Origin of the sequence: Enterococcus sp. DIV0183 (genome assembly GCF_050541505.1) — a bacterium.
Classification (GTDB): domain Bacteria; phylum Bacillota; class Bacilli; order Lactobacillales; family Enterococcaceae; genus Enterococcus; species Enterococcus faecalis.
Genome location: NZ_CP172932.1, coordinates 1,260,223 through 1,287,131 on the forward strand (window position 1 = coordinate 1,260,223; position 26,909 = coordinate 1,287,131).

General features: G+C 36.9%; 23 protein-coding genes. 19 read left to right on the forward strand and 4 right to left on the reverse strand.

Translation table 11 applies throughout. From position 1 onward, the window contains the following. The first annotated feature begins 3 nt into the window (after positions 1-3). From IGK72_RS06260 to IGK72_RS06295, 8 genes are all read left to right on the forward strand, one after another. On the forward strand, positions 4-1,005 hold the full coding sequence (locus IGK72_RS06260) for a V-type ATPase subunit (RefSeq protein WP_023895099.1): 1,002 nt from the start codon (positions 4-6) through the stop codon (positions 1,003-1,005). Continuing rightward, positions 995-1,306: a V-type ATP synthase subunit F gene (locus tag IGK72_RS06265; protein ID WP_002357676.1), complete on the forward strand. Its 312-nt coding sequence runs from the start codon at positions 995-997 to the stop codon at positions 1,304-1,306. Before IGK72_RS06260 ends, IGK72_RS06265 begins: the two co-directional genes overlap by 11 nt. Before the next feature lie 17 nt (positions 1,307-1,323). After that, positions 1,324-3,105: a V-type ATP synthase subunit A gene (locus IGK72_RS06270; RefSeq protein ID WP_002371187.1), complete on the forward strand. Its 1,782-nt coding sequence runs from the start codon at positions 1,324-1,326 to the stop codon at positions 3,103-3,105. Beyond that, the gene (locus tag IGK72_RS06275; protein WP_070415851.1) at positions 3,098-4,474 is read left to right on the forward strand and encodes a V-type ATP synthase subunit B; all 1,377 of its coding nucleotides are present in this window, start codon (positions 3,098-3,100) and stop codon (positions 4,472-4,474) included. Before IGK72_RS06270 ends, IGK72_RS06275 begins: the two co-directional genes overlap by 8 nt. Positions 4,475-4,478: 4 nt before the next feature. Further along, positions 4,479-5,114, forward strand: a complete 636-nt coding sequence (locus IGK72_RS06280; protein ID WP_002357673.1) for a V-type ATP synthase subunit D — start codon at positions 4,479-4,481, stop codon at positions 5,112-5,114. Positions 5,115-5,188: 74 nt separating this feature from the next. After that, positions 5,189-5,578, forward strand: a complete 390-nt coding sequence (locus tag IGK72_RS06285) for a hypothetical protein (protein ID WP_070415850.1) — start codon at positions 5,189-5,191, stop codon at positions 5,576-5,578. A gap of 138 nt (positions 5,579-5,716) precedes the next feature. Next, positions 5,717-6,226 carry an RNA polymerase sigma factor gene (locus tag IGK72_RS06290; RefSeq protein ID WP_023895098.1) on the forward strand — a complete coding sequence of 170 codons (510 nt, stop codon included), beginning with the start codon at positions 5,717-5,719 and terminating at the stop codon, positions 6,224-6,226. Continuing rightward, positions 6,227-7,324 (forward strand): hypothetical protein, encoded by a 1,098-nt coding sequence (locus tag IGK72_RS06295; RefSeq protein ID WP_023895097.1) that lies wholly within the window; start codon positions 6,227-6,229, stop codon positions 7,322-7,324. Between the two features lie 110 nt (positions 7,325-7,434). Here IGK72_RS06295 and IGK72_RS06300 read toward each other — a convergent pair whose 3' ends face one another. Continuing rightward, positions 7,435-8,322 (reverse strand): serine hydrolase, encoded by an 888-nt coding sequence (locus IGK72_RS06300; protein ID WP_031324191.1) that lies wholly within the window; start codon positions 8,320-8,322, stop codon positions 7,435-7,437. Between the two features lie 154 nt (positions 8,323-8,476). Then, positions 8,477-10,357 carry a fructose-bisphosphatase class III gene (locus IGK72_RS06305; protein WP_002371183.1) on the reverse strand — a complete coding sequence of 627 codons (1,881 nt, stop codon included), beginning with the start codon at positions 10,355-10,357 and terminating at the stop codon, positions 8,477-8,479. A gap of 197 nt (positions 10,358-10,554) precedes the next feature. On the opposite strand from IGK72_RS06305, the gene lysA reads away from it, so the two are divergent. Next, entirely contained in the window at positions 10,555-11,865 is a 1,311-nt protein-coding gene (gene lysA / locus IGK72_RS06310; protein ID WP_430619627.1) for a diaminopimelate decarboxylase, read from the forward strand. Positions 11,866-12,011: 146 nt separating this feature from the next. Continuing rightward, a complete protein-coding gene (locus tag IGK72_RS06315) occupies positions 12,012-13,004 on the forward strand; it encodes an alpha/beta hydrolase (RefSeq protein WP_002403185.1) in 993 nt (330 codons plus the stop codon). A gap of 15 nt (positions 13,005-13,019) precedes the next feature. Here the strand turns inward: IGK72_RS06315 and IGK72_RS06320 are convergent, their stop codons facing one another. Next, a complete protein-coding gene (locus IGK72_RS06320; protein ID WP_002360384.1) occupies positions 13,020-13,553 on the reverse strand; it encodes a hypothetical protein in 534 nt (177 codons plus the stop codon). A gap of 285 nt (positions 13,554-13,838) precedes the next feature. Here IGK72_RS06320 and IGK72_RS06325 point away from each other — a divergent pair, with 285 nt between their 5' ends. Beyond that, entirely contained in the window at positions 13,839-14,693 is an 855-nt protein-coding gene (locus IGK72_RS06325) for a hypothetical protein (RefSeq protein ID WP_070415849.1), read from the forward strand. A gap of 212 nt (positions 14,694-14,905) precedes the next feature. Continuing rightward, positions 14,906-15,445, forward strand: a complete 540-nt coding sequence (locus IGK72_RS06330; protein ID WP_002360382.1) for a GNAT family N-acetyltransferase — start codon at positions 14,906-14,908, stop codon at positions 15,443-15,445. Between the two features lie 97 nt (positions 15,446-15,542). Here IGK72_RS06330 and IGK72_RS06335 read toward each other — a convergent pair whose 3' ends face one another. Further along, positions 15,543-15,887 carry a metal-sulfur cluster assembly factor gene (locus IGK72_RS06335; RefSeq protein ID WP_002357660.1) on the reverse strand — a complete coding sequence of 115 codons (345 nt, stop codon included), beginning with the start codon at positions 15,885-15,887 and terminating at the stop codon, positions 15,543-15,545. A gap of 274 nt (positions 15,888-16,161) precedes the next feature. Here IGK72_RS06335 and IGK72_RS06340 point away from each other — a divergent pair, with 274 nt between their 5' ends. From IGK72_RS06340 to IGK72_RS06370, 7 genes are all read left to right on the forward strand, one after another. Next, positions 16,162-17,226: a dipeptide epimerase gene (locus IGK72_RS06340; RefSeq protein WP_002360381.1), complete on the forward strand. Its 1,065-nt coding sequence runs from the start codon at positions 16,162-16,164 to the stop codon at positions 17,224-17,226. Between the two features lie 16 nt (positions 17,227-17,242). Further along, positions 17,243-18,619, forward strand: coding sequence for a transglutaminase-like domain-containing protein (locus IGK72_RS06345; RefSeq protein WP_023895095.1), 1,377 nt, complete (start codon positions 17,243-17,245; stop codon positions 18,617-18,619). A gap of 17 nt (positions 18,620-18,636) precedes the next feature. Beyond that, on the forward strand, positions 18,637-20,289 hold the full coding sequence (locus IGK72_RS06350) for a peptide ABC transporter substrate-binding protein (protein ID WP_023895094.1): 1,653 nt from the start codon (positions 18,637-18,639) through the stop codon (positions 20,287-20,289). 309 nt (positions 20,290-20,598) lie between these two features. Continuing rightward, positions 20,599-21,432: a PRD domain-containing protein gene (locus IGK72_RS06355; protein ID WP_002357655.1), complete on the forward strand. Its 834-nt coding sequence runs from the start codon at positions 20,599-20,601 to the stop codon at positions 21,430-21,432. Positions 21,433-21,468: 36 nt separating this feature from the next. Further along, complete coding sequence (nagE, locus tag IGK72_RS06360; RefSeq protein WP_002363927.1) at positions 21,469-23,466, forward strand: N-acetylglucosamine-specific PTS transporter subunit IIBC; 1,998 nt, start codon at positions 21,469-21,471, stop codon at positions 23,464-23,466. 226 nt (positions 23,467-23,692) lie between these two features. Then, positions 23,693-24,310 (forward strand): lysozyme family protein, encoded by a 618-nt coding sequence (locus tag IGK72_RS06365; protein WP_002357646.1) that lies wholly within the window; start codon positions 23,693-23,695, stop codon positions 24,308-24,310. Between the two features lie 128 nt (positions 24,311-24,438). Continuing rightward, positions 24,439-26,775: a cation-translocating P-type ATPase gene (locus IGK72_RS06370; protein WP_023895093.1), complete on the forward strand. Its 2,337-nt coding sequence runs from the start codon at positions 24,439-24,441 to the stop codon at positions 26,773-26,775. Positions 26,776-26,909: the final 134 nt, after the last annotated feature.

Below are 26,909 nucleotides of genomic sequence, written 5' to 3' on the forward strand. Positions count from 1 at the left end.
AGCATGAGAAAACCAACGTATCATCAAATTAATCCGCTGATTCGTTTAAAAGAAACGGAGCTGCTTTCTGAGCAACAGTTTCAACAACTTTTAGAAGCGGAAACAGTTGAAGACGTTAAAAATATGTTAAAAAGTACGGTTTATCAACCTTATTTAACCGAAACTTTTGAAGAAAAATTTGACTACCATTCTTCTGAAGCGCTGGGAAGTCTTTATCGCTGGTTATATGAAATGGCTCCAGAACCAGCTGTAGTAACGTTGTATACGATGCGTTTTACCTTCCATAACTTGAAAATTTTGACGAAAGCTAAGCAAACAGGTAAAGATTTTGATTATCTTTATTTAGAAGATGGTCGTTATTCTCTAAACACAGTCAAAAGTGCCATTCATACAAAAAACTCTTCCGAACTTGAGCCAGCATTATTAGAAGTGATCCGTGATGTTTTTGCCTATCTGGAAGAAGGCGGTTTGCCGCAAGCAATTGATATCCTTTATGATCGAGCATTTTTACAGCAACAGCGAAAATTAGCGGATGAATTGGGCTATGAAGAGTTAACGAAGGAAGTCATCGCTTTTATTGATTTAACCAATCTATCAACGATGGCTAGAGGGATTGTTCAACATCAAAACAGCAACTTTTTATCAACCGTGCTTTCTAGCGCTGGCAGTCTCTCAAAGAAAGAGCTGTTGACCTATGCGGAAAAGTCACTTGTAGAATTTACAGCATTTGTCAGAACAACGAATTACGGACAACTATTAGAAAAGATTATCAATAAAGAAACCAATGAATTAAATTTATTGGCTTTTGAAAAACTCAAAGATGATTACCTGACCTCAATGTATGAAAACGGGCGAACGGTTGCTTTTGGGCCGCTCCCATTACTAGCCTTTTTGAATGCGAAAGAGGTTGAATGGAAAAATCTACGTTTAATTTTGGTCGGAAAACATAGTGGGTTTTCAAATGAAAAAATTCGAGAAAGGATGCGAAAAGTCAATGGGGTATAAAATTGGTGTCATTGGAGACAAAAATTCAATCTTACCATTTAAACTGTTTGGCTTTGAGGTCCATCATGCCATTTCAGAAATGCAAGTTAGAGAAGCCATTGAAACTATGGCAAAAAATAAGTTTGGGGTCATTTTCATAACGGAAGAAGCCTCTACTTTAGCAGAAGAAACGATTGAACGATACAAAGAACAAGTGACACCAGCGATTATTTTAATCCCAAGTCATAATGGTACAATCGGAATCGGTTTAAGTGAGATTGAAAAAAATGTTGAAAAAGCAATTGGACAAAATATTTTATAATGCAAAGGAGAATGAGCGTGCAAATTGGAAAAATTGTCAAAGTTTCAGGCCCTTTGATTTTAGCTGAAAACATGTCAGATGCTAGTATCCAAGACATTTGTCATGTAGGAGATTTAGGCGTTATCGGAGAGATTATTGAAATGCGAGGCGACGTCGCTTCGATTCAAGTATATGAAGAAACAACAGGCATTGGACCAGGAGAACCAGTTATTTCAACAGGAGAACCATTATCTGTTGAATTAGCCCCAGGTTTAATTGCCGAAATGTTTGATGGTATTCAACGACCATTGGATACATTTCAAGAAGTAACCCACAGTAACTTTTTAGGCCGTGGCGTTAAAATTGATGCGTTAGATCGTGAGAAAAAATGGACGTTTGAACCGACTGTGGCAGTTGGTGAAGAAGTGTCGGCAGGTGACATCGTCGGTGTGGTTCAAGAAACACCGATTATTCAACATAAAATTATGGTGCCTTTCGGCGTTTCAGGAACGATTGCCGAAATTAAAGCAGGTGACTTTGCCATTGATGAAACAGTTTACTCAGTGGAGACGGCTAAAGGAACAGAAAGTTTTAGCATGATGCAAAAATGGCCCGTTCGGCGGGGACGTCCCATTTTAGAAAAACTAAGTCCCAAAGTACCGATGGTGACCGGACAACGCGTAATTGATACCTTTTTCCCAATTACGAAAGGAGGAGCGGCAGCAGTTCCAGGACCATTTGGCGCTGGAAAAACAGTCGTTCAGCACCAAATTGCCAAGTGGGCCGATGTCGACTTAGTCGTTTACGTTGGTTGTGGGGAACGCGGGAATGAAATGACAGATGTTTTAAATGAATTTCCAGAATTAATTGATCCAACAACTGGTGAGTCTTTGATGAATCGGACGATTTTAATTGCGAATACGTCAAATATGCCGGTAGCGGCACGGGAAGCCTCGATTTATACAGGGATTACCATTGCAGAATATTTCCGTGATATGGGTTACTCAGTCGCAATTATGGCGGATTCTACTTCTCGTTGGGCAGAAGCGTTACGAGAAATGAGTGGTCGGTTAGAAGAAATGCCTGGTGATGAAGGCTATCCAGCCTATTTAGGTAGTCGCTTAGCTGAATATTATGAACGAGCAGGACAAGTCATCGCGTTAGGAAAAGATCATCGTGAAGGAAGCATTACGGCGATTAGTGCGGTTTCGCCATCTGGTGGGGACATATCAGAACCTGTCACACAAAATACGTTACGCGTTGTTAAAGTATTCTGGGGCTTAGATTCTCAATTAGCACAAAAACGTCATTTTCCTTCTATTAACTGGTTGCAAAGTTATTCTCTTTACTCCACAGAAGTAGGGCAATATTTAGACTTGGAATTGCAAGGGAACTGGGCCGCTATGGTAGCTGAAGGGATGCGGATTTTACAAGAAGAATCTCAACTGGAAGAAATTGTTCGCTTGGTTGGGATTGATTCCTTGTCGGATAAAGACCGTTTAACGTTGGAAACAGCCAAATCATTACGGGAAGACTATTTGCAACAAAATGCTTTTGATGACGTGGATACGTTCACTTCTCGAACCAAACAAGCGAAAATGTTGCAATTGATTCTAACTTTTGGTGAAGAAGGTCAAAAAGCCTTAAGTTTAGGCACTTATTTCTCTGAGTTAATGGCGGGAACAGTTGAAATCCGTGATCGCATTGCTCGTAGCAAGTATTTACCAGAAGAAGAATTAGAAAAATTGGATCGTTTACAAGCAGAAATTAAAACAACGATAAAAGAAATCATTGCTGAAGGAGGAATGACGAATGATTAAAGAATATCGCACAATCAATGAAGTCGTTGGTCCTCTGATGATTGTTGAAAAAGTGGCAGGCGTAAAGTACGAAGAATTAATTGAAGTACGCATGCAAAATGGCGAAATTCGCCAAGGGCAAGTTTTAGAAATCAATGGAGATAAAGCGATGGTCCAAATTTTTGAAGGAACGAGTAATATCAATATTCGTGATTCAAAAGTTCGCTTTCTGGGACATCCTTTAGAATTAGGGGTTTCGCCAGATATGATGGGGCGCGTTTTTGACGGCTTAGGTCGCTTAAAAGATAATGGACCAGAATTATTACCTGAGAAAAAATTAGATATTAACGGCGAAGTTATCAATCCATTTGCTCGTGATTATCCCGATGAGTTCATCCAAACAGGGATTTCAGCGATTGACCATTTAAATACCTTAGTTCGTGGTCAAAAATTACCTGTTTTTTCAGCATCTGGCTTACCTCATAAAGAATTAGCGGCACAAATTGCCAGACAAGCCAACGTGTTAAATAGTGAAGAAGAATTTGCCGTAGTTTTTGCGGCCATTGGGATTACCTTTGAAGAAGCGGAATATTTTATGGAAGATTTCCGTCAAACAGGCGCAATTGATCGTTCAGTCTTGTTTATGAACTTAGCGAATGATCCAGCCATTGAACGGATTGCAACACCTAGAATGGCTTTGACAGCCGCTGAATATTTAGCTTATGAAAAGGGCATGCATGTCTTAGTTATCATGACGGATATGACCAATTATTGCGAAGCGTTGCGAGAAATTTCAGCAGCACGCCGTGAAGTTCCAGGACGTCGTGGTTACCCGGGTTATCTTTACACGAACTTAGCAACGTTGTATGAACGAGCAGGCCGAATTCGTGGCTCAAAAGGTTCCGTAACACAGATTCCTATTTTAACAATGCCAGAGGAGGATAAAACACATCCAATTCCCGATTTAACTGGCTATATTACAGAAGGGCAAATTATCTTGTCCCGGGAACTATATAAGAGCGGTATCCAACCACCAATTGATGTATTGCCATCACTTTCCCGTCTTAAAGACAAAGGAACTGGCGAAGGCAAAACGCGCGGGGATCACGCAGCAACGATGAATCAATTGTTCTCAGCCTATGCACAAGGGAAACAAGCCAAAGAATTAGCTGTCATTTTAGGAGAATCAGCTCTTTCCGATGTCGATAAAATTTACGCAGCTTTTGCCCAACGTTTTGAAGAAGAATATGTCAATCAAGGATTCGATACAAACCGTTCGATTGAAGAAACGTTAGATCTTGGATGGGAACTATTAAGTATGCTACCGAGAACAGAACTAAAACGAATTAAAGAGGATATGCTCGATCAATATTTAACTGAAGGGAAGTAGAAAAATGGCTCGATTAAATGTTAATCCAACCCGTATGGAACTTTCCCGATTGAAAAAACAGTTAACTACGGCCACGAGAGGTCATAAGTTGCTGAAAGACAAACAAGATGAATTGATGCGACGGTTTATTGCGCTAGTCAAAGAAAACAATGAGTTACGTATTCAGGTTGAACAAGAAGTGACGGATGCGTTATCAAATTTTGTATTGGCAAACGCAACGTTGAACGAAGCCTTTATTGAAGAGTTAGTGGCAATTCCAGCCGAAAAAGTTGAATTAGAAATTATTGAACAGAACATCTTAAGTGTGCCAGTTCCTAAAATGATTTTTGATTACGATGAATCGGTTCAAGAAGCACCCTTAGATTATGGCTACGTGAATTCAAACAGCGAGCTTGATCAAGCTTTTGCTAAAATTTCAAGCATTTTACCGAAATTATTAGCACTTGCAAATGTTGAAAAGACGTGCCAATTATTATCAAAAGAAATTGAAAAAACGCGTCGTCGTGTCAACGCCTTAGAGTATATGACGATTCCGCAATTAGAAGAAACAATTTACTACATTCAAATGAAATTAGAAGAAAATGAACGTGGCGAAATTACACGTTTAATTAAAATTAAAAGCATGAACAAAGAAAATTAGTGGTTAGAAAGAACGAGTGCGAAGCCAGTTGGTAGCTTTCGTGCTCGTTTTTAATAAAAAAGGGAGTGGAAAAAATGAAAAATGAAGAACGCCGCAAATCGATTGCACTGAATTGTCAAAAATACGAAAGTGACTATGCTCGCTTGGTGGAACCAATCAATGAGCTACTGTTAAACTTGGGAGCGGCTATTTCAGAAGAAGCCGCGAAGCAAATCATTCTGAATGTAAAACGATATCATCACGGCGTGAAATATCTTCCTGAGTGTCATTTAGATGAAAGTAACCAATTTATCGAAGATGGGCTTGAAGCTCTTAAAAAGGGAGATTTAGGCAACGGTGCGTTACAACTATTTGGGGCCGGCTTAAACTTTGCTAGTTTTGCAGCAAAAGCACAAGGAACCAAAAAAATTGATGCCCACCAAATGTTGGCAGAACGTTTTACGAAGTTGTTGTCTGTAAAGTAGCCAGCTACTCATTGTGAATTTTAGTATCTGGGACAGTAGTCAAAATGACTTTTGTCCCAGATATTTTTTTTATAAAAATATGAAACCTTTTACAGATACTTAACGTCTAATAGTTAGTTAAATGAAAAGAGGTGTTTTATGGATAAAATTTCAACAAAAAAATTAGTTCAGAAAGCAAAAAAAGGAGATGGACAAGCATTTGTTCACCTTTGTCAAAAATATGAAAAAGTTTTATACAATGCTGCATATAAAATGCTATTAAACGAAGTCGACGTTGCTGATTGTTTACAAGAAACTGAACTATGTGCATGGGAAAAAATAACAACATTAAAAAATGAATATGCGTTTAATTCATGGATTTTTAAAATAATGTTAAACCAAGTTCAAAATATTTTTAGAGAAAAGCAGAAAACAACTCACTGGATGGATACTTATTCTCTTGTTCCTGCTTTTGATGATTTATATGATTTGGATAAAGGATTACATAAATTACCTGATAATTATCGCGTTCCGCTAGTTATGTACTATTATGTTGGCCTTAGTATAAAAGAAATCGCTCAGCAACTTGATGTTTCAACAAATACCATCAAAATTCGCCTTTCTCGTGGTCGAAAAAAATTAAGGACATATTTAAAGGAGACATGGTAAATGGATAGAAAACGAAGTGATATATTAAAATATGAAAAAAAGATGCCTTTAGAAACAATAGAACGTTTAAACACACAAAGAACTAAGATATTAATGGGAGAAATAAAACAATACAGACAGCCAAAGAAAAAAATATCGCGTAAACATTTAATTATAGGGCTAATTAGTATTGCTACCACTTTTACTTTGATAGTAAAAACACCCATTGGACGTGCCATAGAAGAGGTATTGGGGATTAGTCAAGATACCGGTGTTCAAACAGTAGAATCTTCTGGTGTTCCAACAAAACTAGAATTGCGGAGTGTACAAAATGAGCAAGAAATCGTATTAACAAAATTTGTATCGACAAAAAATAAAATGGCGTTTGATTATCAATTTAAGATTAAAGATCAGAAATTAAAAGAGTTATTACAGAAAAAAATCGCTAGAAATAATTATTCTCAAGATATTCAACTAGGGTTATTTAGAGAAGGAAGCAAAGAAGATTTATTTGGGGGTGTAAGTTCAACATCGTTATATAGAATCGAGAAGGATGTTTTTTATGGTTCAGTGATTTCAACTTTCAATAAGCAAAAACTTGTTAGTCAAGATCAATTAACGCTTCATATCTACCGATTAGCTTGGGAAGATCAAGAACAGCATGATAATGAATTAAAAGAAGCAATCAAAGCAAGTAGCCGATCTTTTAGTGTTGAGAATGAATTAGAGTATCAAGGCGATTGGACGTTTAAAATTCCTTACCAACCCATTATGAAAGAAACGATACCTAGCATTAAAAACGTGAAAAAAATTAAAAATATTAAGGCCCAAAGTGATGCGCTTCAAACTACGCTGATTATGGACATTCCAAATCCAGAAAAAAATAAAAAAAGTCGTGAGATTCTAATTTCAGTTTATAAAAACGGTCTTGAGATACCTATTGCACGTCAAATTGGTAGTGGCTTTAATAAAGGGGAAGATGCTACAATTAACATTTCTTTTGACTTAAGTAGTTTGGATCATAAGTCATTATATAAAGTAATCGTTAGAAATTCTTATGAAGATGATGCAGCAGGAAAAGAATTAGGTTCGTTGGAGTTAAAAAATACTCAGAAATAATTGCTAAAAAGGTTATGGGAAATACAAATATTTTAATTAATATAACTACTAATAAAAGCATCTTTTTTATTGAGCGTTGTCATTAAAAAAAGATGCTTTTATTTTCATTATCAATGGTTATCATTAGGATATTCAGACACCTGTAATTGCCATAGCTTATCTGTCACTGAAGCAATAAACGCAGCACTCTTAGCATTATCAGGTCCTTTAGTAAAAATTGCTAAAGCAAAGGGATGAGGTGTTTCTAAAATCCCCATATCATGAATAAATTCATCATAGGAACCAATTTTATGAGCAACTTTTCCTTGAGTTGTGGGAGTTTCCATTCTTTCATGGAAAACACTTTGTTTCATAGAATCATAAATCGTTTGGTAATCTGGTTTTGTTGCTTTTTCAGTATATAATTTTTGTAGAATAACAAGCGCATCTTCAGAAGAAAATTGTGGCTCTTCAATCGAAGGTGTCTTGTGCAAATAACGCTGATACATTTCTCGTTTTGCTTTTGCATCACCACCCAATGTGTCATAGAGCATATTTTTAGCGATATTATCAGAATAGGTGATGGCATATTCTTGTAACGTTTTTAATGGATATTCTGGTTGGATATTATAGGCAATGATCCCAGTTCCTTCTTCATAATCTTCTTCGGCGTTATAGGGAATCAGGTCTGTCCATTTTTTTTGACCAGAAGCAACCGTGTCGGCGACTAGCATCGTCAGTGGCACTTTAATAGTACTAGCTGTATAAAATTCATGTTGGCCATTCACAGAACGTTGTTCGCCAGTTTCCAAATCTAAATAACTAATCCCGACCGTTCCTTCAAATTCTTTGACAGAAGCGACGAGCAGGTCATTTATTTTATCAAAAAATACTGTATTTGCTGAATTATTTTCTTCCTTGTCTTTCGTATGCTTCTCATGTTTGGTGGAATCAATTGTAACTTTTTGTTCAGATTCTTTGGCATAATCTTCGCCACGACTTGAGAAGAAGAAGCCCACAATTAGGAAAAAGCAAAGAAAGAAAATGGTGCCGTATAGTGAGAGTTGCTGTTTCTTCAATGTAAAACCCTTTCCGTTTCTCTAATAGATATTTTTCTCAACTCCTCCATTTAATCATTTTTCGGATAAGAGCGCAAGCGTCTTTTTAACGGCACTACTGGTTTTGTTTCATTTGTTTTTGGAGTGCTTGCGATTGCTTTAATAGCTCTTTGCCGATAGTGGTATCTTTCACCAATAGCCGCTGTAAGGGACGATCGATGACTTGTTTGATGGAATGAATGTCTTGATTATTTAAAATGGCTGTTTCTTTACTAGAAAAAGATTTATGCGCGGTCAGTTGTAAACCAAACGAGTTGTACAACAATGTATAACCAGCAATTCCAGTAATTGTCTGATAAGATTTTGAAAAGCCGCCGTCAATTACGAGAAGCGTGCCATTTGCTTTGATTGGCGATTCGCCTTTTGTTCGTTTAACTGGTGTATGGCCATTAATGATATGTCTATTTTCACCAGTCACTTCAAATTCATCTAGGATTCTTTCACAAACTTCAACCGTATCACGCAAAGAGTAGTAAGGATTCTTTTCTTCATGATGTGTTTCTTTTTCAGCGAGAAAATAACGCTCGAAGGTTTTCATAGCTCGTTTGCCAAATAATGAGGAACCTTCGCCACACCAAAGATACCATAAACAATCTGTTGCATAGTCATCTGTACTAGCAGGCTGAGCATAAGCTTCTTCTAACATTTCCTGAAAGAAGTCAACTAAAGCTTTTCCTGAATAGGAGTGGCCTTTAAATGTATAAGCTTGAAAAGTACCGTCCGCATTCAGAGGCAGACAGCCATGAATCAATAAATTTTGATTATACACAAGGTAAAGAGAAGCTTTTTCCATTAGAAAGCGCATGTGTTTTGTTAACCGCGGCGAAGACTGAAATTGCGTTAATAAATCATCAATTATCTGTTTTTCCTCACGTGTTAATTGGTAAGGCTGCTCTTCAGAAACGGTTTGGAAACAGCTGTTAATTAATGTATAACGACATTCGTCAAAAGTAATAGTTTCCCCTTGAATCTTATCTAAGCGTAGCCGATGTGCCAAGTTAAAATCAGGGCGTCGACCAATAATTTGGCCTTCTAGTTTTTCTTGAATAATGGCAATGGCTTGTTGCACACGCATCGCTACTTGTTTTTCAGCTTCAGTTAACGCACGATAGGGATTTTTCTTGGGTGCAAAAGCAGGATTTTCTTTATACGTTTCTAAACTAAATTTTTTTAAGGCGGTTAAATCGATAGCATAACGTTCTTCTAACAAATCTAAATTTCCATAGCGAGCACAAATACGTACTACATTGGCTAAACAAGCCAGTGAACCACTATAAGCAGCCAGCCAAATCATATCATGATTGCCTAGTTGAATATCCAAGGAGTGATAGGACATTAATCGGTCCATAATTTTATCTGGTGCTGGCCCCCGGTCATAGATATCCCCAATAACATGTAGGTGATCGATAATCAGACGTTGGATTAGATAAGCTAATTCTGTTACGAAACGTTTGGCTTCACCTAGTAAAATAATTTTTTCAATAATTTGTTGATAGTAACCGTTTTTGGTTGTTGTTTCATCATATTGATAAATCAATTCTTCGAGAATATACCCATAGGTTTCAGGAAGGGCTTTGCGAACTTTAGAACGTGTGTACTTCATCGAAGAAGAACGGACGATTTCAACCAGACGGCGAATCGTTAATAGCCACCATTCATAAGAGAGGGCGCTTTCATTTTCTAAAAGTGTTAATTTTTCTTCTGGATAGTAGATAATAAAACAAAGCTCGTCCATCTGATGGGCATTTAATTCTTGTTTAAATAAAAATTGAACTTTTTCTCTGATTCGCCCAGAACCATTTCTTAAAATATGGTCAAAAGCTTCAAATTCACCATGTAAATCACTGACAAAATGTTCTGTTCCTTTCGGTAAATTCAAAATTGCTTCCAAATTAATAATTTCTTCAATTTGTTGATCGCGGTTCAGTGTAGCCAAGTCATCTGCCTTCTTTCTTTTTCGTATATACCAATTTTTATTTAAAAGATTAAAGTCTTGATAATAAAGGTTTTTTATTCGTATGCCAATTATTGTAGGCTATTTGGCGAAAAAAAGCAACAGGAGAAAGTCAGAGAAAAATGTGGAAAATTATAGGAAGCTACTGGGTTTTATGCTATGATTTTTAATAAAACAAAATGAAGGGGCGGGAAAACATGTTATTTGGTACAGCAAAAATGAATCGGGAAAATCATTTAGAAATCGGTGGTTGTGACACCGTAAAGTTGGCGCAAAAATTCGGGACGCCGTTATTTGTCTATGATGTCGCTCATATTCGCGCACAAGCACGTGGTTTTAAACAAACGTTAAATCAATTAGGTATCAAAAATAAAGTGGTTTATGCAAGTAAAGCATTTAGTTGTTTAGCTATTTATCAAGTGTTAAAGGAAGAAGATATTGCTTGTGATGTTGTCTCTGGTGGAGAACTATTCACAGCTTTAAAAGGGGGCATGGAGCCAGCGGAAATTGAATTCCATGGAAATAACAAAACCCCTGAAGAATTACGTTACGCCTTGGATAACAAAATAGGTACAATTGTCATTGATAATTTTTACGAAATTGACTTGTTGGAAGAATTATTAGCTACACGAAACCAAACACAAAAAGTTCTTTTTCGGGTGAGTCCTGGTGTGGATGCAGAAACACATGATTACATTTTGACAGGCCAAGAAGATTCAAAATTTGGTTTTGATGTTGCAAGTGGCCAGGCGACAGAAGCACTCGTTCGTCTTTTATCAAACCCCTCTTTTGATGTGCAAGGGGTCCATTGCCATATTGGCTCGCAAATTTTTGCTGTGGAAGGCTTTTTAGCTGCTGTTGAAAAAATGTTCACTATTTTAGAAGACTGGCGGCAAGTCCATCAATTTACAGCACGTGTTTTAAATATGGGTGGTGGTTTTGGTGTGCAGTACACGCAGCAAGATGAGCCATTAGCACCAGCAACATTTGTTGAAAAAATTGTTTATTCCTTGAAAGGTTATTGTGAACAATTAGGGTATCCACTGCCTGAGCTTTGGATTGAACCAGGCCGCAGTTTAATTGCCGAAGCGGGCACAACGATTTATACAGTTGGCGCGCAAAAAGAGGTTCCTGGTGTTCGTCATTTTGTTTCCGTAGATGGTGGCATGGGTGATAATATACGGCCTGCTTTGTATCAAGCAGTTTATGATGGTTTTCTAGCGAATCGTGAGGGACATGATTCAGTCAAGAAAGTCACAGTGGTTGGTAAATATTGCGAATCAGGAGATGTCTTACTTCGAGATATTTTATTGCCAGAAGTTAAAGCAGGGGATTTATTGGCCATTAGTAGTACGGGGGCTTACGGTTATTCAATGGCAAGTAATTACAACCGAAATCCTCGACCAGCGGTGGTTTTTGTCGAAGATGGACAAGCAAAATTAGTTGCTCGCCGTGAGACATATGAAGATATGACAACGTTGGATTGTTGATAGATTAAAAGTAGCCGCCTCTTTTTGAGACGGCTGTTTTTTTTTCAAAAAATAACAAAATGTAAGGGTGATTTCTTTCAGAAATGAAAAATCCATAGTATATTAAATGAAGAAGGAAATACTTTAGAAGAGGGTGTGATTTGCAGATGAAATGGCTCCTCGGGTTACTGATCATTTTTGAAATAATTGGCGTTGTTTTTTCTTTTTACATTGCCAATTATTTTTTGAAAATTGCGTTGCTTAAAGACAACCCTTGGTATCATAAAAAAGGGCATCGGTTATTAAATCCTGATAATTTTCAAGAACGTGAAACAAGATATACAAAAATAGAAGAACAACAAAAACAAGAAGGCGAAGCTTTTTGGACAGAGTCTTTTGCTGAAGATCGTTGGTTGAAAATTAAAGATGAAACATTGTATGCACGGTGCTTTATTCCTTATCCAGATAACCATCGTTGGGCGATTTGTGTGCATGGTTATCGTTCAAACGGAAAACGCGATATGGCATATACTGCATTACGTTTTGCAGAAGAAGGCTACAATGTTTTAGTTCCCGATTTGCGTGCGCACGGGAAAAGTTCAGGGAATAAAATTGGGATGGGATGGCTGGATCGGTTAGATTTATTAAGTTGGATTAGTGAAGTTCTTGCCATTGATATGGAAGCAGAAATTATTTTAGTGGGCGGTTCCATGGGAGCGGCTACTGTCATGATGGCAAGTGGTGAAAAGTTACCAATGAATGTCCGCGGATTAATAGTGGATTGTGGCTACACTTCTGTCTATGATGAATTTAAATATGTCCTACATGAATCTTTTCATTTACCCGCTTTTCCTATTTTAACAATTGCTAATCAATTAGCATTAAATAACTATGGCTTTCAATTGAAAACCGCTTCTTCCGTGAGACAATTACACAAAAATACGTTACCCACATTCTTTATTCACGGTACAGGTGATCGCTTTGTTCCAATGACAATGTTTGAAGAAAATTTAGCGGCAACTCAGGGGATAAAAAAAGGTCTCATTGTTGCTAAAGCACCACATTTATCTTCAAGTGTCTACGAACCTGAAAATTATTACAGTAGTATTTTTGAATTTTTGGAAGAAAACTGTCCTGCAGTAAAAACAATATCCGACTAAAAAAGACATGGATTTTCATGATTCCATGTCTTTTTTTTGTCTGACTCGTTTAGTTAAATTTAAAGTGCTTAAAAAGAAAAATAACGGCGCCAAACTACCAAGGCAAAGAAACCATTTCATTGAATAAGTTAACTCTTGCTGTAAAAGAGATTCTCGTATATAGCTGAAACCTTCGCCATGGACCCGCAAATAAATATAAATGTAAGCAAAAAGAATCACTAAAGGCAAAATACAGACTTCTAATATTTCCAAAAGATAAGGAAATGTTTTATTTAATAATTTGAGGCGTGTCTTATTCAATAGATAAGCAAAAATGAAAATTGACCATAAAAAACCAAAAAAACTAATCAAATAAAAAATCAGATTCGCACTTCCTGCATTCATAAAAGCTTTCGGGAAAAGTAGTCTGCCGATGAATGTATTTTTAATTGTAAAAGGCACATCAAAAATGGAAATATAAAGACAAAAAAGTACTAATGTTAACAAGGCATGCCAAATCTTTTTCTCCATTTCATTTAAAAAATATCTAATTACTTGGTACATTTCCATAAACTGTCGCTCCGTGTTTGAAATAATCGTAGTTTTGACTATACCATAGCTGTTCTCAATTTTCTTGAAAAAAATACACGCAACCAGCCTCGACTATACGAAACACACAGAGTGTCTAAAAAATAAGTTGCGATCGCATTTTTTCGCATGCTAGTGTTGCACTTCTGTTTCGCTGGTGTTTTCTAATTGCTGATTTGTTGATTAAAAAAGGGCAGGAGGGAGCGTTTTTCTAGTATAATAATATAAAAGAATATAGAGAAAATCGTAGGATGGGAGTTATTCAAAGTGGCGGAGATTACAGTTAAGACAATTTCAGCGAAAGATGATTTAAAGAAGTTGCTTTTGGGTCAAGAGTATGACCACCAGCAGCCGGTTAAAAATATTTTAAAAGCTAGAACATCGAATGTCCATATTGAAAAGTACGAGGTTGTGGAGGATGTTTTTTTAAAGTTAACTGGGAAGGCGACCGTGCACAAAGATATTATGAACTCATTTTGGACAACGTATAAAATTATGTTACAACTTGTTTATCCCGATTTCTTTAGACCAGCGGAAGTAATTGGGGAAAATCAAGAAAGCTATTTAGAAAAACCTTCTGAACAGAATTTGCTTGCAGTAAATAGCAAGTATCCGCCTCATGATTCCGGGGCATCGGCTGTGATTTCGGACCAATATTTAACTTATTTTGACCAAGTTTTTCCTGACTATTTACCAAATCCTGTACCAAAAAAATATACATGGAATGAATTTCTTCTCGACAATTTTACTAAATTTGATCGAGTCCATCAGGACCCACAATTAAAGCGTTTTGCCGAACTTACCCATTCAATTGGAAACATTACAGTAGTTCCACTAGGATTTAACAGTGGAAGAAGTTTATCGTTTAAAGATTATTGGGATTATTCCTTAGACCAACTTTCGATATTTTTAGCTTCATTTCATTCATGGGAAAGCTACGTTCATACGTACGAGATGCAACCATTTTTAAATGAACAGTATCAACTAGTAGCGCTATGGAAAAATCATTTGAAAAAAGACTCGTTTATCTTACCTCAGAATATAGAGGAGATAAATGAATATTTAGTTCAAGTAAATCAACGAATAGAAAAAAGAGGGCAGCGAATAGTGAATCGGTTGTAATGAAATAAGAATCGACTTTTCACTAAACGTTGAAAATCTCGAATCGTGTGCTCTTTTATTGACTCAGGAACAGAGAACGATTAAATTACTAGATTAGTATCAAAAAATAATTGCGTATAGGGATAACCAGTCGCATGTTTAAATAACTTTTAGGTCTTATGTAAGTAACAAAAGTTATTAGTACGAAGCAATCATTTTAGAAAGGAGCTTTTATGCAATTCACATTATTAAATCAAGAAAATCAAGCCTATTGGGAAGCAACCTACATAGAAGCTTTTCCAGAAGAAGAGAGACTGCCGTTTGATCAATTATTGATGTCTTCTCAAGCAGGAAAATTTCATTTGTTTGTTATTCAAGAGGCGGATGAGAACGTGGGGATTTTGTTAAATAGTCCAATTGCACCTGAAGCAACCTATGTCTTTTTCTTTGCAATTGATCAGCACCACCGAAACCAACGATTAGGCTCAACCGTGTTAGCGTTATTGAAGACACGTTATCCTAAGGGGGTTCTTTTGGAGAGTGAAGAAATTGGCAAAAATGCAGCGAATGAAGCCCAAAGAGAAAAACGTTATCAGTTTTATGAAAGAAATGGCGTGCTGGATACAGGGTATCTGATTATGGATAGAGGGCTCACTTTTCATATCATGTTTGCTGGAGCGTCAGGCTTCGGTGGAACGCAGCTACAGTTTTTATTAGACTTCCATCCAGTAGCAAAAATTTGGAAAAAACCAAGTATTGATGGCATTAGGTAATTTTTATCAAATAAGTAAATTAAACAAACAAAAAAACATATGAAAGAACGGACCAATCGGTTCTTTCATATGTTTTTTATCATTAGCCTCGAAATAACTAGCGAATACCCAAAGCAATTCGTGCGTAACGGCTCATTTTATCCGTTGTCCAAGCAGGGTACCAGACTAATTTTACTTCGATATTATTCACTTCAGGAATATCTTTTAAAACACCATGGATTTGTTCTGTTAAAACATCTGCTAACGGACAACCCATTGTGGTTAAGGTCATTTTGATGACAGTATCACCAGTTTCTTCTGCAAATTCAACTTCATAAATTAGTCCTAAATTAACAATATCGATGCCTAATTCAGGGTCAATCACTGTTTCTAATGCAGTTAAAATATCTTCTTTAATTGCTTCAACTTCTTCGGTTGAACGTTGTTGAGGTTGTTCACTCATTCGTCTTCTACTCCTTTGCAAGTTGCCTCTTTACTATCATACCTTTTTTAAGAATGTTTGTAAATGAGAAGTATCTCACATGTCATGGAATTTACTGATTTATTAAAAAAGCTCATAAAATTCGAAATTCATTTTATTTTAATCGAAATCTCATTATTTTGTTGACATTAGAAAACAATGAGTTTAGAATGATCGATAACAATCTAAATTTAATTTTTGGATATTTTTAAAAACTGAATTTTCAGTCAATTGGAAATATCAAAGGGAGGATTTTATGAAAATTAAGCAGGTACATGTTAGGGCATCGAAAATTAAACTGAAAGAAACATTTACGATCGCTTTGGGGACGATAGAATCAGCGGATAGTGCAATTGTGGAAATTGAAACAGAAGAGGGATTAGTTGGATATGGAGAAGGAGGGCCAGGCATTTTTATTACCGGTGAAACGTTGGCTGGCACGATTGAAACGATCGAATTATTTGGCCAAGCAATCATTGGCTTAAACCCCTTTAATATTGAGAAAATTCATGAAGTGATGGATAAAATATCTGCTTTCGCTCCAGCGGCAAAAGCAGCAATCGATATTGCTTGTTATGATTTGATGGGTCAGAAAGCTCAACTGCCTCTTTATCAATTGTTAGGCGGCTATGATAACCAAGTAATAACGGATATTACACTAGGTATTGATGAACCAAATGTGATGGCACAAAAAGCCGTCGAAAAAGTCAAACTAGGTTTTGATACATTAAAAATTAAAGTCGGAACAGGAATTGAAGCTGATATCGCAAGAGTAAAAGCGATTCGTGAAGCAGTTGGCTTTGATATCAAGCTCCGCTTAGATGCGAATCAGGCTTGGACGCCCAAAGATGCAGTTAAAGCGATTCAAGAATTAGCAGATTATCAAATTGAATTAGTGGAACAGCCAGTTAAAAGACGCGATTTAGAAGGTCTAAAATACGTTACTTCACAAGTTAATACGACAATTATGGCTGATGAAAGCTGTTTTGATGCTCAAGATGCGTTGGAATTAGTTAAAAAAGGCACAGTAGATGTTATCAATATAAAATTAATGAAGTGTGGCGGCATTCATGAAGCGCTGAAAATTAATCAGATTTGTGAAACAGCAGGCATCGAATGCATGATTGGTTGCATGGCGGAAGAAACAACCATTGGCATCACGGCTGCTGCCCATTTAGCTGCTGCTCAAAAGAATATCACACGAGCAGATTTAGATGCGACATTCGGTTTAGAAACTGCGCCCGTAACTGGGGGCGTATCCTTAGAAGCAAAACCATTATTGGAATTAGGAGAAGCAGCTGGATTAGGCATTTCTCATTAAAAAAGGAGTAAAGCAAATGAAGTATGATTTAAAGTATCTTAGTGTTCCTTTGCCTGAGGAAATTCAAAGGGTGAAAGAATTTGGCGATTTTGCAAGTGCGGATATTGCCATTGATTTTTGGTTGACAAAAGAACTTCCGCAGGCATTAAAAGAACGTTTGATAATTGAAAAAGATGTCATTAAAATGATGCGTATGAATGAGTATCCTCATAGCTTTGCAAAAGCTGATCAAATGATGAGAGACACTTTTCAGGATTATCAAACAGAGGAATTAATTCGTTTAAAAGAAACGGGATTAGTGGACTGGGTTTATATTGACGGTGAACCGTATTTCCAACTTCGATTTTTGGCCAATTTAATTAAAACAAATGCGGCATATGTTGCACGTTTGCGGGAAGCAGAAAGCAATCAATTAGAAATTCTCCGCAAAAAAGAACTAAAAGAGAACATCGAACAAATGCAAAAAAACGGTGGTAGAAAAGTGAGAACAACAATTAAAGCCACCATTCAGGTGAAAAAAGAATTTGAGCGTCCAGGTGAGCGTGTTCGTGTCCATTTGCCGCTGCCCAAAGCGTGTCAACAACAATCAGAAATTGAAATCCTAGCTACGTCACCTGAAGCAACCTATATTGCGGCAGAAGATGCGCCTCAACGAACACTGTGTTTTGAAACAATCTTAAAAGAAAATCAAACGTTTACAGTTGAATATTGTTATGTTAATCGGATGGTTTACCAACAGTTAGAAGAAAATAACGTAGACAAAATGCAACCAAGCTTTGATTTAGAGGAACAGTTACCGCATATTCGATTCACGCCTTATTTAAGAAATTTAGCAGATAAGATTGTGGGCGATGAAAGTAATCCCTTAAAAAAGGCACGCTTGATTTATGACTTTGTGACGACAAAGATTCATTATTCTTTCATGCGTGAATATTTTACAATTTCCAATATTTCAGAGTATGCTGCAACTAATTTAAAAGGAGACTGCGGCGTGCAAGCGGTTTTGTTTATCACGCTTTGTCGGATTGCAGGGATACCAGCCAAATGGCAATCGGGATTATATGTTTCTACACATTATACAGGCTGTCATGATTGGGCACAATTTTATATAGAACCGTACGGCTGGCTCTTTGCGGATTTATCTTTTGGCGGAGGTGCTTACCGAGACGGGGATAGACAGCGGTGGAATCATTATTTCGGCAATTTAGATGTTTTTAGAATGGTCGCAAATAGTGAGATCCAGGCAGACTTTCAGCCGGCGAAAATGCAATTGCGTGCAGACCCAATTGACAACCAGCGGGGAGAATTTGAGTACGAAAATGAGGGCTTGCCCTACGCATGCTTGATAGTTTCGCAAGAACGGCTTTCCATGGAAGAATTGCCGTTTGATTGACACATAGGGGGAATAGTATGAAAAAGTTAAAAATGATGGGGATTATGTTATTTGTTAGTACGGTCTTGGTAGGTTGTGGCACAACAGCAGAAACAAAAATAGACGAGAAAGCAACTGAGAAAACCAGTGTCTCGAAAAAAGTTTTAAATTTAATGGAGAACTCGGAAATCGGTTCAATGGATTCTATTTTTACACAAGATGAAGCCAGTATTAACGCACAGTCCAATGTCTTTGAAGGGTTATATCAATTGGATGAAAAAGATCAACTAATACCTGCTGCTGCTAAAGAGATGCCAGAAATTTCTGAGGATGGCAAACGATATACCATTAAACTAAGAGAAGATGGCAAGTGGTCCAATGGTGATGCTGTAACAGCCAATGATTTCGTTTTTGCTTGGCGTAAATTAGCGAATCCCAAAAACCAAGCCAATTACTTTTTCTTGTTAGAAGGAACGATTCTGAACGGAACAGCTATTACAAAAGAGGAAAAAGCACCAGAGGAATTGGGTGTCAAAGCGCTTGATGATTATACTTTGGAGGTTACTTTGGAAAAGCCTGTACCGTATTTTACGTCGTTATTGGCATTTTCTCCATTTTTCCCACAAAACGAAGCATTCGTGAAAGAAAAAGGACAAGCCTATGGCACTTCTAGTGAAATGATTGTATCTAATGGTCCGTTTTTAATGAAAAATTGGGATCAGTCAGCGATGTCGTGGGATTTTGTGCGTAATCCCGACTACTACGATAAAGAAAAAGTAAAATCAGAAACGATTCATTTTGAAGTTCTTAAAGAAACCAATACCGTTTATAATTTGTACGAATCAGGTGAATTAGATGTGGCTGTCTTAACAGGAGATTTTGCTAAACAAAATCGAGACAACCCAGACTATGAAGCAATCGAACGGTCAAAAGTCTATTCCTTACGTTTAAACCAAAAAAGAAACGAAAAACCATCCATTTTTGCAAATGAGAATGTCCGCAAAGCTTTAGCTTATGCTTTGGATAAAAAAAGTTTAGTCGACAATATTTTAGCAGATGGTTCAAAAGAAATTTATGGGTACATTCCAGAAAAATTTGTATATAACCCAGAAACGAATGAAGATTTTCGTCAAGAAGCAGGCGCCCTTGTCAAAACAGACGCCAAAAAAGCCAAAGAGTATTTAGACAAAGCAAAAGCAGAGCTAAACGGAGATGTAGCCATTGAACTTCTTTCAAGAGATGGTGATAGTGACCGAAAAGTTGCTGAATTTATCCAAGGCCAGTTACAAGAAACGTTGCCAGGTCTCACTATTAATGTCAAAACAGTTCCTTTAAATAATGCGATTGAATTAATGAGAAAAGGGGATTATGAATTGTCTGTTGGCATGTGGGGACCCGATTATCAGGATCCAATGACTTTCTTAGAAAGCTCAGTTAGTGGTAACCGTATGAACTATTCTAGCCCAACGTTTGATCAACTAATTGAAGAAGCAACAACTAAATACGCAAATGATCCTGAAACTCGTTGGCAAACATTAATTAAAGCTGAAAAAGTATTGGTGGAAGAAGATACCGCTTTAATTCCTTTATACCAAGAGGCCCGTAGTCAGCTTGTACGACCAGGTGTCAAAGGTATTCAGTATCATAACTTCGGTGCAACGAGCACATATAAGTATGCCTATAAAGAATAAATTAGTGAACAAAAGTACCTTTAGCTGAAGGTACTTTTTTCCCGATAAGAGTTTCTTTTTTGTTAATAGTCAACAATTAATAAAAAAATAATTGAAAAAGGTTGACAAAAATAATGATACTCGTTAGAATAAGCACTGTTAACAAATGAATAGCGTTTTCATGTGACTAGATAATACTAGGCATGGAAGAATTTCGTAATACAATGTGGTGTACAATGGTTACGCAACATGTTTAACGGGATTGTTCTATGCTTTTTTTGTTGTTTTCACTGAAAATGTTAGAATTACTTCTGCAGAAGAGGGTCATTTATGAAAATTAAAAAGGTGCTAAATCAAAATGCTGTACTTGTTCTTGACGAAGGACAGGAGAAAGTAGCTGTCGGTAAAGGCGTCGGGTTTAATAAGACTAAAAATGATGTCTTATCTCGACAATTGGTGGAGCGGATGTTTGTGATGGAGCCAGAAGGACTGAAAAAACTTCAAGTACTGCTATCACAAATTGAAGACAAATACTTTTTAGCGAGTGAAGAAATTATCCAACATGCTGAAACAGTATTGGGTGAAAAGTTGAATGAACATATTAATATTGGGTTGAGTGATCACATTGCTTTTGCAGCTGAAAATATTCAAAATAATATTATTGTTCGGAACAAGCTTTTAAGTGAAATTGAGATTTTATATAGTGAAGAATTTGCTATTGCTCAATGGGCTGTAGAATATTTAACACAAACCTTAGAGATTCCATTTAGTTATGATGAAGCGGGATATATTGCAATTCATATCCATAGTGCTCGCAGCGGGCGTACTGATAATAGTAAAAGTATCCGTGAAGTTACAATCGTTTCTGAAATTATTCATTTAATCGAGCAGGAATTGGCTATTGATATTCATGATGATAAAAATAGTCTCAGTTATTCACGTTTGGTGAATCATTTACGTTTGTTTATCCATCGCTTCCAACAAAATCAATATGCTGTTTTAGATGAAGAAATTTTGGAAGTCGTAAAGAAAAAGTATGCTGAAAGCTATGAAATCTCAAAAAAAGTACAAGTCTTATTAATGAGAAATTTTCATTATCAAGTACCAAATGAAGAACTTGGTTATTTATCGATTCACATTGAACGATTAAGAATGACCAAATAATAAAAATTAAATAGTTTATGTGAGGAGTTACGTATAATGAAAGCGTATATGCAAAGAATGGGACGTTCGTTAATGTTACCAGTTGCTGTATTACCGGCGGCTTCTTTATTAGTTGGTATTGCCAACTGGATCGTGGGAACAATCGGCGCTAGTCCAGCCACAACTTTTCTAATGAATGGTGGTTTGGCTATCTTAAACAACTTAGCATTATTATTTGCGGTTGGTTTAGCGTTAGGAATGTCAAAAGATAAAGATGGATCGGCAGCATTAGCTGGTTTAGTCGCTTATTTAGTGCCAAAAACTGTTTTAGCGCCTGCTTCTATCCAAGCCATTAAAGGCTTCAAGGATATTGCTGAAGTAAACCCAGCCTTCAACAGCATGGACAACAATGTCTTTGTCGGGATTGTCGCTGGTTTAGTTGCTGCGGCAATGTATAATCGTTTCTCTGGTGTGAAATTGCCAATGGCTTTATCATTCTTTAGTGGAAAACGTTTAGTTCCTATTATGTCAGCTATTTCGATGTTAGCAATCTCAGCTGTCTTATTCTTCTTCTGGCCAGTTGTTTATAACGGATTAGTTGCTTTTGGTAAAGGAATATCTAGCTTAGGTTTCGTAGGAGCTGGCTTGTATGGTTTCTTTAACCGACTATTAATTCCAACAGGCTTACACCATGCCTTGAATTCTGTTTTCTGGTTTGATGTTGCTGGTATCAATGATATTGGGAACTTTTTAGCTGGTCAACAAGCGTTAGATACTGGTAAAGCAATTGTAGGACAAACAGGGATGTATCAAGCTGGTTTCTTCCCAGTAATGATGTTTGGTTTACCAGCAGGCGCGTTTGCTATTTATCAATGTGCGCGTCCTGAGAAGAAAAAAGTTACAGCTTCATTAATGTTAGCTGCTGGTTTTGCGGCTTTCTTTACAGGCGTTACTGAACCTTTAGAATTCTCATTTATGTTCGTTGCTTGGCCTTTATATGTTTTACATGCAGTCTTTACAGGTATTTCTTTAGCATTCGCTGCGTTTATGCATTGGACAGCTGGCTTTGCCTTTAGTGCAGGTTTTGTAGACTTCTTCTTAAGTTTGAAAAACCCAGTCGCAAATCACCCAATGATGTTGGTGGTTCAAGGACTTGTCTTTGCGGCAATTTACTACTTCGGTTTCCGTTTTGCAATCACTAAGTTTAACTTAATGACACCAGGACGCGAAGAAGGCGATGGCGAAGAAACACCAGATGTTGCAGACGGCGACAACAAATTCGCTTCTCTAGCTCGTCGTATTTATGATGGTTTAGGCGCTGATGCTAATGTAACTTCTATTGATAACTGTACAACTCGTTTACGCTTAACAGTGAAAGATACAGGCAAAGTGGATCAAGCAAAAATTAAAGCAACTGGGGTTCCAGGTGTGAAAGTCATTGATGACACCAATATCCAAGTGATCGTTGGTACGGAAGTACAATTTGTTGCTGACGAAATGCAACGATTATATAACCACCAAGCGCCAGCAACACCAGCCAAAGAAACACCTGTTTCTAAACCAGTTGTTGAAGAAAAAGCACCAGTTTCAACAAAAGAAACTGAATTATATTCTGTAGCGAATGGGAAAGTTATTCCTATTTCTGAAGTACCAGATGATGTTTTCTCAGCAAAAATGATGGGTGACGGTTTTGCTGTCGTACCAACAGACGGCGAAGTTTCAACACCCGTTGCTGGTAAAATTACTAGCATTTTCCCAACAAAACATGCGTTAGGTATCCAAACAGATTCAGGCATTGAAGTATTATTACACATGGGTCTAGATACTGTTGAGTTACAAGGTGGACCATTTACATTACATGTTGAAGAAGGCCAAGTTGTAAAACAAGGCGATAAAATTGCAACCATTGATTTAGCCGCATTAGAACAAGCTGGCAAAAAATCAGATTTAATTGTTGTTTTCACAAATCAAGATATCGTTGCTCAATACGATTTACAAAAAGCAGGTCAAACGACTTCAATGAATGATGTAATCGGAAATGTTACCGTAAAATAAAAGTAAAAAAGGGCTAGCCGCAAGGCAGCCCTTTTTTTGATGAAATTCGATAAAATTACTTGTTATTCTATTCTAGGTGAAAACGTTCAATCTTGCGAAGTTACGGTTTGTTCACAAAAAAGTTACTTTTATTAAATAAAACTAAAGAAGTAACAAAAACTTCGCTTTTTTCAGTTATTTCAAGTAACATAGAACGTATCTTAAAAGAAAAAGTTTGGATGATTCGATGCGTAGAGTAAGAAAAATAATTTATAAAATCATGCTACTTTTGTTTGTTGGTTTAGTTGCTGGTCTTGGCTATCTTGGCTATAAAATACATCAAAATGTTGAAACGGTAATGACCTTTGAAAAACAAGTAGAAGCAGAAGTCAAAAAAAATAAAATACCTGAATACAAAACATTAGCTTTAGCGATTATCTATACAGAATCTAAAGGGAAATCTGGCGATATTATGCAGAGCAGTGAAAGTGTTTATGGACAACAAGAAGTGATTGAAACACCAGAAGAAAGTATCGCACATGGCGTCAAATTTCTCGCGGAAGCGTTAGCGAAAGCAAAAGAAGCTGGCTGTGATGAGTGGACAGGCGTACAAGCATATAATTATGGACTGGATTATATTCAGTTTGTTAAAGAACGCGGCGGGAAACACACGACAGAGTTAGCAGAAGAATATTCAAGAGAAGTCCTTTCACCGTTGCTAGGGAATGACCAAAATACGAAATATCGTTATTATCGTTGGCAAGCGTTAGTTTACAATGGTGGTTACCTTTATCAAAATGGTGGCAATATGTTCTATGCGGAAATTGTCAAAATGAATCGTTGGTTTATTGAAAAGTTAAATTAAAACGAGAAAAGTCTAAAGAATTCTTTCAACTTACAGGAATTTTTTAGGCTTTTCTTGCAGTTTCATGAAAATGCAAGTAAACTAGAAGGGATGTAACTGATTAATTGAAAAGGTAGGGAAAGAGCTGGATGTTGAATAAAGTCGACCTGAAAAAAGGGTTAAGTACAGAAGAAGTTGCCAAGCAGAAAGAGTTAGGCCTTCAAAATAATTATGAGGAAAATGTAGCGAAATCTACAAAAGATATTATTTTTGATAACGTCATGACGTTATTCAACTTTTTAAACTTTGCAATCGCTGTTTGTTTACTATTTGTCGGAGCGTATTCCAATCTGGCTTTCTTAGCGATTATTATTGTGAACATGTCAATCGGGATTTTCCAAGAAATTCATGCCCGTAATTTAGTTCAAAAATTATCTATTGTGGCAAAAGAAAATGTTCATGTTGTTCGAAATGGCGTACAACAAGAAATTGATACAAAAGAACTAGTTATGGAAGATATTGTTATTATCTCTGCAGGGGAACAAGTTCCTTCTGATATGGAAGTTATTGACGGTAAAGTCGAAGCGAATGAAGCGTTGTTAACAGGTGAATCAGATTTAATTGAAAAGGAAATCGGCGATACCTTGCTTTCTGGAAGTTTCATTGTTAGCGGACAAGCCTATGCCCGTGTTATCCACGTTGGTGCCGAAAACTATGCTGTGAAAATCACCCAAGAAGCCAAAGTGCATAAACCAATTCAATCAGAGTTAGTCAATTCGATTCGTAAAGTCTCTAAATTTACAAGTTGGGTGATTATTCCTCTAGGGATTATTTTATTTGTTGAAGCTTTTTGGTTAAGAGATGCTGGCATCAAAACATCTGTTGTTGCTTCTGCAGCAGCTTTGTTAGGGATGTTACCAAAAGGATTAGTACTATTAATTAGTATTGCGCTGACAACAGGTGTCATTAAGTTAGCCAAAAAACGTATTCTAGTACAAGATATGTACTCAATTGAAACATTGGCCCATGTGGACACTTTGTGTTTAGATAAAACTGGAACGATTACAGAAGGTAAAATGAAAGTGCAAAAGGCGATTATCTTGCATGACAAATATGAAGAACTTTTCCCGCAGATTATCGGAAGCTACCTATCTGAAAGTACGGATAATAATATTACAATGCAAGCAATTCGTGATCATTATGAAGTATCCAATCGATTTGGCGCAAAAGAAGTCTTGGCTTTTTCTTCTGAACGAAAATGGGGGGCTATTGAATTTCCAGAAATTGGGACAGTTTATTTAGGAGCTCCTGAGCGTTTGGTAGACGATAGTCGGTTGCCAGAAGCTGTTTTTACAGCACAAGAGAATGGTTATCGCGTCTTGATGTTAGCTATTGCGGAGCAACAACCGTTAAACGAAACCAAAATGCCTTATTTAGAGCCATTAGCAATTCTAGAAATTGATGATCCAATTCGCCAAAATGCCAAAGAAACACTGGCTTATCTAAAAAAAGAAGGAATCGACTTAAAAGTAATTTCTGGTGATAATCCGGTGACTGTTTCAAATATTGCTCGTCGTGCTGGGCTACCCGGTTATGAGTCTTATATTGATTTGTCGACCAAAACGACAGAAGCAGAAGTGCGTGAAGCGGTTCAGCAATACACAGTGTTCGGACGTGTATCGCCTCAGCAAAAACGAACCATTGTACGTGAGTTGAAAGACACAGAGCATGTGGTGGCGATGACCGGCGATGGGGTCAACGATGTTTTAGCGTTACGAGAAGCGGATTGTAGTATCGCTATGGCAGAAGGAGATGGCGCTACTCGGCAAATTTCTAATCTAGTTTTGCTAGATTCTGATTTTACAACGTTACCAGATGTCTTGTTTGAAGGACGGCGTGTGGTAAATAATGTAACTCGAGTTTCCAGCGTTTTCTTCATTAAAACGATTTATTCGTTTATTCTCTCAATCATTTGTGCCTTAACAGCCATTGCGTTCCCGTTCATTCCGATTCAAGTGACCTTGATTGATTTAGCAATTGAAGGGTATCCTGCTTTCTTCTTATCTTTCGAAGGGGACAAACGAAAAGTTGTCGGGAAGTTTTTACCAACGGCTTTGAAAAATGCGTCTGTTAATGCGCTTTTAGTTGTAGTGAATATCATTGCTGTTTATCTGATTGGACAAAATCAAGGATTTTCTTCTTTAGACACCACGACGTTAATGTATTATTTATTAGTTGGAATTAGCTGTATGGCTGTTGTTCGAGCATGTCTGCCTTTAAATCCATTACGCATTTTCTTGGTTTTCAGTACCATTATTGGTATTTATGTAGCAGCTATGTTATTCCACAACATTTTAGAAATTGGTTTCTTAACTTCGCAAACAATGGGTCTCTTCTTTATTATGATGGCCATTAATATTGTGGTGCGTGTAGCAATTGGTTTCGTACAAATGAAACGTGCTGGAAAAACAATTAAAGATTTATAAAAAACAGAGGTTGAGTTAAAAGCATTCGTCTCCAGAAATGCAGTTCTTCTTTAAATCTTGAAGGGAGTCGGAGCAAGTTTGATGTTTAATTGATTATTTTAAGAGTTAGTGTCTGGGGCAGGAGTCAGGATGAC